The sequence below is a fragment of the Pseudoalteromonas sp. S1608 genome, assembly GCF_005887265.1.
Taxonomy (GTDB): domain Bacteria; phylum Pseudomonadota; class Gammaproteobacteria; order Enterobacterales; family Alteromonadaceae; genus Pseudoalteromonas; species Pseudoalteromonas undina.
Genome location: NZ_PNDK01000045.1, coordinates 20,783 through 34,142 on the forward strand (window position 1 = coordinate 20,783; position 13,360 = coordinate 34,142).

10 protein-coding genes are annotated in these 13,360 nt (G+C 41.4%); 8 read left to right on the forward strand and 2 right to left on the reverse strand.

The genetic code is table 11. From position 1 onward, the window contains the following. Positions 1-276 precede the first annotated feature (276 nt). The gene (trxB, locus tag CWB75_RS15965; RefSeq protein WP_008110078.1) at positions 277-1,227 is read right to left on the reverse strand and encodes a thioredoxin-disulfide reductase; all 951 of its coding nucleotides are present in this window, start codon (positions 1,225-1,227) and stop codon (positions 277-279) included. 276 nt (positions 1,228-1,503) lie between these two features. Here trxB and pssA point away from each other — a divergent pair, with 276 nt between their 5' ends. Beyond that, positions 1,504-2,829 (forward strand): CDP-diacylglycerol--serine O-phosphatidyltransferase, encoded by a 1,326-nt coding sequence (gene pssA, locus CWB75_RS15970; RefSeq protein ID WP_008110076.1) that lies wholly within the window; start codon positions 1,504-1,506, stop codon positions 2,827-2,829. 117 nt (positions 2,830-2,946) lie between these two features. Here pssA and ald read toward each other — a convergent pair whose 3' ends face one another. Then, on the reverse strand, positions 2,947-4,068 hold the full coding sequence (gene ald, locus CWB75_RS15975; protein WP_054200757.1) for an alanine dehydrogenase: 1,122 nt from the start codon (positions 4,066-4,068) through the stop codon (positions 2,947-2,949). 139 nt (positions 4,069-4,207) lie between these two features. On the opposite strand from ald, the gene lrp reads away from it, so the two are divergent. The 7 genes from lrp to CWB75_RS16015 all read left to right on the forward strand — a co-directional run bounded on the left by lrp (position 4,208) and on the right by CWB75_RS16015 (position 13,252). After that, complete coding sequence (gene lrp, locus CWB75_RS15980; protein ID WP_008110073.1) at positions 4,208-4,687, forward strand: leucine-responsive transcriptional regulator Lrp; 480 nt, start codon at positions 4,208-4,210, stop codon at positions 4,685-4,687. Between the two features lie 196 nt (positions 4,688-4,883). After that, on the forward strand, positions 4,884-7,373 hold the full coding sequence (locus tag CWB75_RS15985) for a DNA translocase FtsK (RefSeq protein ID WP_138571170.1): 2,490 nt from the start codon (positions 4,884-4,886) through the stop codon (positions 7,371-7,373). Beyond that, positions 7,373-7,999 carry an outer membrane lipoprotein periplasmic chaperone LolA gene (gene lolA, locus CWB75_RS15990; RefSeq protein ID WP_138571171.1) on the forward strand — a complete coding sequence of 209 codons (627 nt, stop codon included), beginning with the start codon at positions 7,373-7,375 and terminating at the stop codon, positions 7,997-7,999. The genes CWB75_RS15985 and lolA overlap by 1 nt, the downstream gene beginning before the upstream one ends. Further along, the gene (locus CWB75_RS15995; RefSeq protein ID WP_138571172.1) at positions 7,992-9,335 is read left to right on the forward strand and encodes a replication-associated recombination protein A; all 1,344 of its coding nucleotides are present in this window, start codon (positions 7,992-7,994) and stop codon (positions 9,333-9,335) included. The genes lolA and CWB75_RS15995 overlap by 8 nt, the downstream gene beginning before the upstream one ends. Further along, positions 9,328-9,708 (forward strand): fluoride efflux transporter CrcB, encoded by a 381-nt coding sequence (gene crcB, locus CWB75_RS16000; RefSeq protein WP_010389726.1) that lies wholly within the window; start codon positions 9,328-9,330, stop codon positions 9,706-9,708. The genes CWB75_RS15995 and crcB overlap by 8 nt, the downstream gene beginning before the upstream one ends. 9 nt (positions 9,709-9,717) lie before the next feature. Further along, positions 9,718-11,022 (forward strand): serine--tRNA ligase, encoded by a 1,305-nt coding sequence (serS, locus tag CWB75_RS16005; RefSeq protein WP_008110064.1) that lies wholly within the window; start codon positions 9,718-9,720, stop codon positions 11,020-11,022. Positions 11,023-11,809: 787 nt separating this feature from the next. Beyond that, entirely contained in the window at positions 11,810-13,252 is a 1,443-nt protein-coding gene (locus CWB75_RS16015) for an amidohydrolase family protein (RefSeq protein WP_249362339.1), read from the forward strand. Positions 13,253-13,360 lie beyond the last annotated feature (108 nt).

Here is a 13,360-nt window from a genome sequence, read left to right on the forward strand (position 1 = left end):
AGTTAAGCATTTTAACTGATTTTACAGTTTCTAGTAATGCCTAAATGAATAAAGCTTTTATTCCTGACGATAATTATAGCTAGTTTTACTTATATAATTTGACGGTATTTGTTGCTCACCCTTAGATCCTATCGCACCTGAGCCATTAATTGTATAAATAAGACTAATTTCAACTATAAGTTTAGTGAATATTGGTGCGAGTGCAATTATTTCGGGCGTAATGTTTGGGCACAAAAAAGGGCTGAAAATTCAGCCCCAAAAGTATGCTATGTATGCTTATAGGTTATCTAAAAAGCGTTCTGCATCAAGTGCAGCCATACAGCCAGTACCGGCAGAGGTGATAGCTTGACGGTAAATATGATCAGACACATCACCGGCAGCAAATACGCCTGGCACACTTGTTTGAGTTGCATTACCGTTAAGACCAGATTCAACCACTAGGTAGCCGTCTTTCATTTCTAGCTGACCTTCAAACATATCGGTGTTTGGCTTATGGCCAATGGCAATAAATACACCCGCTAAATCAAGTTCTTCAGTAGCATCTGATGCCACATCTTTGATGCGAACGCCGGTCACACCCATTTGGTCACCAAGCACTTCATCAAGTGTACGGTTGTAGTGCATTACAACGTTACCGTTTGCTGCTTTTTCAGCAAGGCGGTCTGCAAGAATTTTTTCACTACGGAAACTATCACGACGGTGGATAACATGAACTTCATCAGCAATGTTAGACAGGTATAACGCTTCTTCAACAGCCGTGTTACCACCACCAACAACCGCTACTTTTTGGCCTTTATAGAAAAACCCGTCACAGGTTGCACAAGCAGAAACACCACGACCTTGGAAATTAGTCTCAGACTCTAAGCCTAAATATTTCGCAGAGGCACCGGTTGCAATAATTAAAGCATCACATGTGTAAGTACCTTGGTCACCAGTTAGTGTGAAAGGGCGCTTAGATACGTCAACTTTGTTGATGTGGTCGAACACAATTTCAGTTTCAAAGCGTTCTGCATGCTCTTTCATACGATCCATTAATGCAGGGCCGGTTAAACCGTGTGCATCGCCAGGCCAGTTTTCAACTTCAGTAGTGGTTGTTAGCTGGCCACCTTGTTGAATACCTGTAATTAAAACAGGGTTTAAATTAGCACGTGCAGCGTAAACTGCGGCTGTGTAGCCAGCAGGGCCCGAACCTAAAATAAGTAACTTACAATGTTTTGCTTCAGTCATGATCTTTTCCTAAACGTTTAATACGGTTTTAATGCGCCCGATTCTAAGAAAAACAAGCAGGAAGTAAATAAAAGATGAGATTATTTTTTTTCGCAAATTCCGAAGCTGTTCATTAATGTGTACTAGCAAATGACTTACAAGCAGTGCTCGACTAATAAATAGACTGTTAGCCAATAAAACGACGTTAATTCATGACCAGCCTGATTTTTTTTGTTATCTTTTAACTAATTTTGATTTGTCACTGCTTAATTATGTGACCTAAGTGAATAGGCAACTATGTTATTTTGGCAAGAGAAACCCGCATTTGGGTTGACTTCAAAAGACGTTAACGTCTTAACCAATGCGCAAGAATACCGTACGCAATTGTTAGATTTAATTGCCAACGCAAAAAAACGAATTTATATCACCACACTTTACTTACAAGATGATGAAGCGGGTCGTGAAATCTTAGCCGCACTACACAGTGCATCGTTAGCTAACCCTTCGCTTGAAATTAAAGTACTGGTTGATTTTCATCGCGCGCAACGCGGTTTAATTGGCGCAGAAAAGTCAGAGGGCAATGCAAGTTTATATTGCGATAGCTTAGAGAAGTTTAATTCAAACGTTCAAGTGTATGGTGTTCCCGTAAAAGCCAAAGAACTGTTTGGGGTGTTGCATTTAAAAGGCTTTGTTATTGACGACACACTACTATATAGCGGTGCCAGTTTAAACAATGTGTATTTGCAATATAGCGACCGATACCGACTTGATCGCTACTTTTTAGTTTCGCAAAGCGAGTTATGTGACTCAGTAGTCGACTTTATCGAATCAACCTTATTGAGCTCTGAAGCAGTTCCAAGAATTGATCAACGACCGCTTAAACGCATGGCTGACTTTAAACTTGAACAAAAGCAACTTATGCGTGAGCTTAAATCGGCAAGCTATAAAAGTGCGCAGAACTTGAATACTCATGCAATGGGCATTCGTTTGTTCTTGGGTTTAGGCCGTCGTAATAACGAACTTAATCGCTTAATCAAAGCGCTGTTTGACACTACGGAGCAAGAGTTGGTGTTATACACGCCGTATTTTAATTTCCCGGCTCCTTTAATGCGCTCTTTGCGTCGCTTATTAAAGCAAGGTAAACAAGTCACTATTGTGGTGGGCGATAAAACCGCAAACGATTTTTACCTGCCACCTAGCGAGCCGTTTAGTAAAATTGGTGCATTACCGTATTTATACGAAACTATTTTGCATAAATTTGTAAAATCGCAAAAACGCCACATAGATAATGGCAACTTAAACGTTTACCTGTGGAAACACGAGAGTAACTCGTTTCATTTAAAAGGGATTTGTTGTGACCGTAAAGTGCATTTACTTAGCGGGCATAATTTAAATCCGCGTGCATGGGGGCTAGATATCGAAAATGGTATTCTGATAGAAGACCCTGAGCAAACGATAATGCGCGATATTGATAATGAACGCCAAGAAATTTTAAAACATTGTCGTCGTTTAACCGGCCCTGATGATTTAGAAACCATGAGCGATTACCCGCAGCCAGTTAAAAAACTGCTTGGTCAAGCTAAGCGTGTAAAAGTCGACTTTATTATTAAACGATTTATATAGCATTAGGGTCTGTTGACCACAGACCCTAAAATGTAGATACAAAAAAAGCAGCTAATTAGCTGCTTTTTTAATGCTTATACCTAATGATGACTTAGGTATAAACGGTAACAATAATAGTTACGCGTTTTCTACTGCAGTGCGTGGGTCAACATATTCCATGTTGAACGCTTCAGCTACTTCTTTGTAAGTTACTTGGCCTTTAAGTACGTTTAAGCCTTTTAAGAAGTGAGCGTCATCTAGTAGTGCCTTTTTGTAACCTTTGTTTGCAAGGTTAATGATAAACGGTAATGTTGCATTGTTAAGTGCAAACGTAGATGTACGTGGAACAGCACCTGGCATGTTAGCAACACAGTAGTGAACAACTTCATCAACGATGAAAGTAGGATCAGCGTGCGTAGTTGCTTTAGACGTAGCAATACAACCACCTTGGTCGATTGCAACGTCAACAATTGCAGCGCCAGGCTTCATTGCTTTAATGTGTTCAGCAGTTACTAGTTTAGGTGCAGCAGCACCTGGGATAAGTACACCACCAATTACTAGGTCAGCTTCAAGTACGTGCTTCTCAAGCGCGTCAGCTGTTGAGTAAATAGCTTTAACTTTGTTACCAAACTGTGCGTCTAGTGCACGTAATACGTCGATGTTGCGGTCAAGTACTACAACCTCAGCACCTAGGCCAACGGCCATTTGTGCAGCGCTACGACCAACCATGCCGCCGCCAATAACAACTACTTTAGCTGGCTCAACACCTGGTACACCACCTAGTAACATACCACGACCGTGGTTAGCTTTTTCTAGCGCTTGTGCACCTGCTTGAATAGACATACGACCAGCAACTTCACTCATTGGCGCTAAAAGTGGTAAACCACCGCGTGAATCAGTCACAGTTTCATACGCAATACAGATTGCTTTACTTTTAACAAGGTCTTCAGTTTGTGGAAGATCCGGTGCAAGGTGAAGGTAAGTGAAAAGAATCTGGTCTTCACGTAACATTGCACGCTCAACAGCTTGTGGCTCTTTTACCTTGATGATCATTTCTGCTTTTGCAAAAACGTCAGCAGCTGTTTCTAAAATTTCAGCGCCTGCTTGAACATAATCATCATTTGTAAAACCAATGCCCATACCAGCATTCGTTTCAACAATCACTTGGTGGCCGTGATTTACAAGTTCGCGAACACTCGCAGGAACCATACCTACACGGTACTCGTGGTTTTTAATTTCTTTAGGTACACCAATAATCATAATTTTGCCTTGTTAGAACGGGATAAAAATTTTCCACTATTATATTCATGCTAGGGTAGTGTGTCTCACCTTTTTTTAAGCCCTTTGTAGTGTTAGTATCTGTAAAATTAATTTTATTAGAATAAAAAACTAAAAAGCCATGCATAACTTATTAGACCGTATTGATCGCAAAATTTTAGTCGAATTACAACTTGATGGCCGCCTGTCAAATGTTGAACTGGCCCGACGAGTTGGCCTAAGCGCCACGCCCTGTCTAGAGCGAGTGAAAAAGCTAGAGCGAGAAGGGTATATTTTAGGCTATAAAGCCGTGGTTGATCCTGCCAAGCTTGGTCAAGGGCTTTCTGTGTATGTGGAAGTAACCATTACCAAAACATCGCCCGACGTGTTTGAAGAGTTCAGTGCTGCTGTTAGAAAGCACGAAGAAATTATAGAATGTCATTTGGTTTCGGGTAATTTCGACTTTTTATTAAAAACCCGGGTTAACGATATGTCAGAATACCGAGGCGTACTCGGTGATATATTATTAAAGCTGCCCAATGTGAGTGAAAGTCGTACCTACGTAGTCATGGAAGAAGTAAAAGGTGAAGAAGGCGTGGTGATCCGTCCTTTTGTTGCTTAATGATAAAGTAACAGCCTTTAATATACTTTTATTGTTGCAGCCAACTTTGCTTTTTTAATGAGTGTACGACTAAATAATAAAAACTTGTTCATAATCAGGCCATCATGGTTAAGATAAAGTGCATCAAAATACATTTCCTGCTAAGGTATTCTATTGCCAAGTGAGTGTAAAAAATAATAATGAGGGATAGGTAATTATGCGCCTAAACGGTGTACAAAGACTATTAGAAACGGGGCTGATCGTCAGCACCTTTGCAGCGGTATTTATTTTATGTGCTTTAATTAGTTTTCATCCTGCCGATCCTGCTTGGTCGCAAACGGGTGAATTTACCAATGTACAAAATATTACGGGTACAGCGGGCGCGTGGGTGGCCGACATACTATTACTTACCTTTGGCTGGCTTGCCTATTTTGTGCCAGCGGCTATTCAGCTGCTTGGCTATTTAGTGTTTAAGCAGCCACACCGTATTTTGCAACTCGATTACACCACACTTGGATTACGTATTATTGGCTTTGCGCTGTTTATTACCTCAGCCACCGCTATCAGCAGTATTAATTTTGACGATATTTATAATTTTTCATCCGGTGGGGTGGTGGGCGATGTGATTGCATCGGCGATGATGCCTGCGTTTAATTTTACCGGTACCTCTATTTTACTGCTGTGTTTCTTTTTTGCAGGATTAACCCTATTAACGGGTGTGTCGTGGGTACAATTTGTTGATTACTTGGGTGATTTAATTGTTAGGTTATACCGCTTTTTGGTTACCTATGCTCGCGGTTGGATGCAACGCGAACGCATTGCAGGTAAAGTTCAAGACGAGCAACCCGATGCCTATTTTGAAGACGACACACGCCAACAAGAACCTGAACTTGCTAATAAAACAGCAGACAAACCCAAAGCAATCGATAAACCTGCAACTAAGGTTAATGCTCCTCAAGACGACGAGTTTATGCCGTTTGACGAACTCGACCAAATACTCGATCAAGAAATTAGCTTTAGCGCCATAGACGATGAACCTATGGACACAGAGGCAGCACTTAATGCGCTTGATCAAAGCCCAGTGGTTGAACCTGAAAAACCAGCCACAACCGTGGTTTCACCAGCAAGGCCAATTAACAAGCCAAAATCAGGGTTTCAACCGCCGCCAACTGCCAAAGAGAAGTTTGAGCAATTATTAGAGCAAGAGCCACCTCCGGGGCCATTGCCATCATTAGATTTACTCGACAGACCCGACAAAGCAAAAAACCCAATTTCGCAAGAAGAGCTTGATAGTGTATCGCGCCTTGTAGAAACAAAACTACTCGATTTTAACGTGCAAGCAACCGTGGTTGGAGTTTACCCAGGGCCTGTTGTGACTCGTTTTGAGCTTGATTTAGCACCGGGTATTAAGGTGTCTAAAATTACTGGGCTGTCAAAAGATTTAGCGCGTTCACTTTCGGCAATTAGTGTGCGCGTGGTTGAAGTTATTCCAGGTAAAACCTATATCGGTATTGAGTTGCCTAATAAATACCGTGAAATTGTACGTTTATCAGAAGTCATAAACGCGCCTAAGTTTGAGCAAAATCCCTCGCCATTAACCATGGTGCTAGGTAAAGATATTGCAGGGCAACCTGTGTGTGCCGACTTAGGTAAAATGCCACATTTATTAGTGGCCGGTACAACAGGTTCAGGTAAGTCAGTGGGCGTTAATGTAATGATATTAAGCTTACTGTATAAATCGGGCCCTGAAGATGTTCGTATGATCATGATTGACCCGAAAATGCTTGAGCTTTCAGTATACGAAGGCATTCCGCATTTATTATGTGAAGTTGTAACCGACATGAAAGAAGCCGCTAACGCGCTGCGTTGGTGTGTAGGTGAAATGGAACGCCGCTATAAGCTGATGTCGGCTTTAGGTGTGCGTAACTTAAAAGGGTACAACCAAAAAGTAATGGAAGCCAAAGAAGCGGGCTACCCAATTATGGATCCATTATTTAAAGACACCGATGGCATGAAAGACGGCCCTGATGAGCTAGACAAATTACCTAGCATAGTGGTGGTTATTGACGAATTTGCCGACATGATGATGATTGTTGGTAAAAAAGTTGAAGAGTTAATTGCTCGTATTGCGCAAAAAGCGCGTGCTGCGGGTATTCATTTAATTTTAGCAACGCAGCGTCCGTCGGTTGATGTAATAACCGGTTTGATTAAAGCGAATATACCTACACGTATGGCGTTTCAGGTATCAAGTAAAATAGATTCGCGCACCATACTTGATCAACAAGGCGCAGAAAACTTATTAGGCATGGGTGACATGCTTTATTTACCGCCAGGCACCAGTGTGCCAGAGCGTGTGCATGGCGCGTTTGTAGACGACCATGAAGTACATGCCGTAGTAAACGATTGGAAAGCTCGTGCTAAACCAAATTACATAGATGAAATTTTAAATGGCGATGCCACTGAAGACATTTTATTACCAGGGGAGGCCAGCGAAAATGGCGATGAAGAGTCAGATCCGTTATATGACGAAGCGGTCGCCTTTGTAATAGAAACCGGTAAAGTGTCGGTATCATCAGTACAACGTAAATTACGTGTAGGCTATAACCGTGCTGCACGTTTAGTAGAACAAATGGAAACATCAGGTATCGTGAGTGCACCAGGACATAACGGCGCGCGCGATGTATTAGTACCTAATGGAGCAAATTAATGAAAAAATTAAGTAGTTTATTATTGGTATTGGGCAGTTTAGTTGCTATGCCCAGTTTTGCTGACGACAGCCAAGCATTACAAGACAAGTTATCGACCTTAAAAAGCTTTAAAGCACAATTTAAACAAAACGTAACCGACGGTGAAGGCCAACTGGTAATGCAAGGCCAAGGCAATATTGCGCTGCAACAGCCATTGATGATTCGCTGGCAGCAAACTAACCCAGACGACACCTTATTTGTGTCAAACGGCGATAAAACCTATTACTTTGATAGCTTTGCTGAGCAAGTAACCATTATGAAAACCAGCGGTTTAATTGATTCTACACCGTTTATATTGCTCACCTCTAAAGACCCTGCGCAATGGGAAAAATACAGCGTGCATGCCACCGATTTAGGCTTTAGCATTACCCCAAATAAAGGCGTAGAAAGCCAAGTAGAGCAGCTTGATATTACTTTTGCTGATAACGAGCAAGGGCTTGCAAAACTGGTAGTTAAAGATAACTCAGGCCAGCTATCTGCGTTTACATTTAGCAATGCACAGGTTAATACTGAGCTTGATAAAACAACTTTTGAATTTACCCCGCCAGCGGGTGTAGAAATAGACGATCAGAGTAACGGTGAGTAATTTAGGTTTTAACTTTGGGCCCGATGTACGCCCACTCGCTGCGCGTATGCGCCCTTTATCGCTTAACGATTACATAGGGCAACAGCATTTACTAAGTAGCGACAAGCCGCTGCATCAAGCTATTGTTGCAGGGCGTTGCCATAGTTTAATTTTATGGGGGCCGCCGGGGGTAGGTAAAACTACGCTAGCGCAAATTATTGCCAACCATGCCGACGCTGAACTAATTCAAATGTCGGCAGTAACGGCGGGCGTAAAAGATATTCGCGATAGCGTAACCCAAGCGCGCGATAACTTACAAAGCCGTGGCCAGCGTACTTTAATGTTTGTTGATGAAGTACACCGCTTTAATAAATCTCAGCAAGACGCCTTTTTACCCCACATTGAAGATGGCACTTTTATATTTGTAGGCGCCACCACCGAAAACCCCTCGTTTGCACTTAACAATGCGATTTTGTCTCGTGCAAGGGTGTATGTATTAAAATCCTTGCAAGAAAGCGATTTATACACGGTAATAGAGCGTGCACTTAAACAAGATGAGCAATTAAGCCAAAAACACATCGTGATTGCAGATAACGCCAAACAGGCGCTATGCCAAGCAAGTGGTGGCGATGCTCGTAAAGTGCTTAATTTACTCGAGCAAGCAGTCGATTTAACCACTGAGCAAAACGGCCAATTTCATGTTGATGAACAGGTACTCAGCCAAGTACTCCCTACGCATTTAGCGAAATACGATAAAGGCGGCGATGAATTTTACGATTTAATTTCGGCGTTTCATAAATCGGTGCGAGGCAGTTCACCCGATGGTGCGCTTTATTGGTACTGCCGTATTTTAGCCGGTGGCGGCGACCCGCTGTATGTTGCAAGGCGCTTATTAGCAATTGCCACCGAAGACATAGGCAACGCCGATCCACGAGCGATGGAAGTGGCTTTAAACGCATGGGATATATTCCAACGTGTTGGCCCCAGTGAAGGTGAGCGCGCCATTGCACAGGCCACTTTGTACTTGGCTAGCGCACCTAAAAGCAATGCGGTTTATATGGCGTTTAATCAAGCCAAAGACGATGCTAAAAATCAGCCAAGCTACCCCGTACCAGAGCATTTACGCAACGCCCCCACCAACTTAATGAAAGACTTAGGGTATGGTGCAGAGTATCGTTATGCGCATAACGAAGAGGGTGCATTTGCTGCTGGCGAAAAATATCTACCGCCAGAAATGGATGACAAACAATACTATCAGCCAAGTGATCGTGGACTTGAGCAAAAAATTAAACAAAAGCTCGATTATTTAAAAGAGCGCGACGCACAAAGCCCAGTAAAACGTTATGAGCATGATTAAACTTTACATGATGATAGCCCTTGGCGGAGCGTCAGGAGCTTGTTTACGGTTTTTTATTAGCGAAACCATGCTAAAACTCCTCGGTAGGGGATTCCCTTTTGGCACGTTGACGGTTAATATTCTGGGTTCATTGTTGATGGGCATTTTGTACGGTTTAATCGATAAGCAGGTTATTGCCGTTAGTCCCGCTAAAACCCTCATCGGAATTGGCTTTTTAGGTGCGTTAACCACCTTTTCAACATTCTCAATGGATTCGTTGTTGTTATTACAACAAGGTCACTTTATTAAAATGGCCCTCAATATCATCTTAAACGTGATGGTGTGTATTTTTATGGCTTGGCTGGGCCTTCAGCTAGTAATGCAAAAAGGTTAAAAAACTAACATGTTAGATTCTAAATATTTACGTCAAGATGTCGAACAAACTGCAGCACGTTTAGCCGCACGTGGTTATGAACTAGATGTAGCGGTAGTGACTGAACTTGAAGAAAAACGCAAAACATTACAAGTAAAAACGCAAGAACTTCAAAGTCAACGTAACGCCAGTGCTAAAGCCATTGGTCAAGCTAAAGCAAAAGGCGAAGACGCACAGCCATTGCTAGACGCAGTTGCTAACTTAGGCAGCGAATTAGACGCAGCTAAAGCTGAACAAGATGAAGTGTTAGAAGCAATTAAACAAATTGCCTTAGCAATTCCAAATTTACCGGATGAGTCGGTACCAGAAGGCGCTGACGAAGACGACAACGTAGAAATTTTAACGTGGGGCACCCCTAAAAAATACGACTTTGAGGTAAAAGATCACGTTGACGTAGGGCAAGACCTAAACGGCTTAGACTTTGAAATGGGCGTTAAAATTAGTGGCGCACGTTTTACAGTAATGCGCGGCCAAGTAGCACGTATGCACCGAGCACTTACCCAATACATGCTAGATACCCACACAGACACAAACGGCTACACAGAAATGTATGTACCGTACTTAGTTAATAGTGCAAGCCTTTACGGCACCAGCCAATTACCTAAGTTTGCGGGTGATTTATTCCACACATTAGGCCTAGTGAATGATGATGGCGAGCAGCAAGCTGGCTTTAGCCTTATTCCTACGGCAGAAGTACCGCTTACAAACAGCGCACGTGATGAAATTTACGAAGAAAGCGATTTACCAATTCGCTTAACAGCGCACACGCCATGTTTTAGAAGTGAAGCAGGCAGCTACGGTCGCGATACACGCGGTTTAATCCGTCAGCACCAGTTTGATAAAGTTGAACTAGTTCAGCTTGTAAAACCAGAAGATTCAATGCAAGCACTCGAAGAGCTAACAGGCCATGCAGAGCAAATTTTACAAGCGCTTGAATTGCCATACCGTAAAGTGATTTTATGTATGGGCGATATGGGCTTCGGCGCAGCTAAAACCTACGATTTAGAAGTATGGTTACCAGCGCAAGACACCTATCGCGAAATTTCGTCTTGTTCAAACATGGTTGATTTCCAAGCACGCCGTATGCAAGCACGTTTTCGTCGTGAAGGCGCTAAAAAACCAGAGCTTTTACACACACTAAACGGCTCGGGTTTAGCGGTAGGGCGTACACTTGTAGCAATACTAGAAAACTACCAACAAGCCGACGGCTCAGTAGTCGTACCAGAAGTATTACGCCCATACATGGGTGGACTTGAAGTGATTGGTAAAGCTTAAAGTACTAGCTGTCAGTTTTTTGCTATAAGCTTTAGAAAGAAAGCCGCTGTTTGTAATTAACAGCGGCTTTTTTGTGGGGCAAAGCTTAAAGGGAAAAGGTTCGAGGTTAAAGGTCAAACGAAAAAGTCTATATTTTTTATTTATTAGTGCATTACTCCTTTGTTCAATATTACTGATCTCTACCATTTTGGTGTTTTTCTACATTCCGTAAATTTAGGTGAGAGGTAACTAATTGTTTACATGTGCTTATTCGCTGGTTACATTAGATTAATTGTAATATTTAGACATTTGTCGGTTTATAAAACGACAAATGTCGGATACAAAGTTGTTATGTCTCATACTAGCTAATAGTGTTTTTAACTAAAAAAGGAACTTTTAATGAAACTTTACCCCTATTCAACATTGAAATCTGAGAATTTAAAACCCCTATTGTTCGCCACAAGATTAATTGGTGTACTCAGTTATCTATTGTTTTTGATAACTTTTTTTCTAATTATTGCGATTCCATTCCTCGGTTCGGAAACGATGACAAAGGAGCTAGGTGGAGCGACAATGTCTTTTAACACCCCAGATAATAGCGGTATTGCAATAATTGGGAGTATATGGAGTGTCGTTAGCGCTGTCTCTTTGCTTGTTCTTAGTGGTTTGTGTGGAGCTGTTGTATCTTGTGAATATAAGTATACGAAGCAAAATGACATAACAAAACCATGAACCGGATTTGTGAAAGAGTCTCACAAACCGGTTATGGAAAGTGTTAGCTATTCAATTAGTCTCACATGGAAGTATCATGCTTAAAGTATTATTATTCTCAATTTCTTTGTTTTCTTTTGCTTCATTAGCGGAAAAAAAAGTTCTAATAGAAAATGTCACTATCGTTTCATCTCATTTGCAAGATCCAAAAGTTCAGATGAATGTATTAATAAGTGATGGACGAATTACCGAAATAACGAGCAAAAAGATTACATCTTACGATCTTAAAATAAATGGTTTAGGTAAATTTTTAACGCCAGGTCTTATGGATAGCCATGCACATGTATCGTCAATCCCAGGTATGGGGTTTGGTGTTGAGCCAGTGGCGGCTAAAAACCCGAAACTCGCACAAGCATATTTTGAACAACAGCCAAGAAGTTTTTTATTTTATGGGGTAACTCAAATACTTGATCCGAACCCGGGAGTGAGTTTCAATCATTTTACTTCTGCGCCTCATCACCCTGATTATTTTCGCTGCGAAGTATTAACATCAAAAAACACCTTTCCATATATAGAGAAAACAGACGATCTATCAAGATCAATGTTTACTTATTTAATTGATGAAAGCGCAGAAGCAACTGCAAAGAACTCTGTAGAAAGGTTAATTGGGAAAGTTGCCGATTCAGGTGCTTCGTGTATAAAGCTTTATTTTGAAGACGGTTATGGTAATGCTAACCAATGGGCAACACTTTCAACTAACACACTACAACGCATTAAATTAGCTGCTGAAAAGTCTAATTTACTGATAGTCGCTCATGCTAATGCCTTAGATATGCAACAATTAGCACTTGCCGCAGATGTTGATATTATCGCTCATGGTATGTGGAATTGGGGGCAATATAATCGCGAACAAAATATACCTAAAGAAATATCTAACACACTGGATAAAATGATCAATGACGAAGTAGGTTATATGCCAACACAAAGAGTGATTGCTGGCTTAGGTGAAGTAATGCTCCCTATTATTGTTAATTCTCCTGAATTTTCATCCATTACACCTAAGTCACTTATTGATTGGTATAAAACTACTGAAGCGCAATGGTTCAAAGAAGAGCTTCGAATTGGCTTTGAAGGAATGCCTGATCAATCAATTTCAGATGCATTTTTATATGGCCGAATAGGAAAAGGCAATAAAGTCATTCAATATTTAAGAAGTTCTAACCATCCTATTTTATTGGCTTCGGACTTCCCTGGAAGTCCTAGTTTTGCTAATCAACCTGGACTGACAACCTACCAAGAAATGAAAGCTATGGTTACCGCAGGGCTATCGCTGGAAGAAGTACTCGCAGCGGCAACCATTAATAATGCTAAACAATTCAGAATTGATAAAGATTATGGCACTGTAGAAGTTGGCAAAATTGCTAACCTTTTGTTGCTTAAAGCTAATCCTTTAGACTCTATAGAATCGTGGAACAATATAGAAACGATTATCCTGCATGGAGACCCCATAGCTAGAGAAAATTTGGTGGTCAATAAATAGCTATCAAGACCTTCAAACGGAAAAAATACAGTTGGCTGTTTTCACTGCGTTCAACATTTTAGCCAACAATATTTTTCCGCTTAAGTAGGCGTTGGTATCAAATCAATA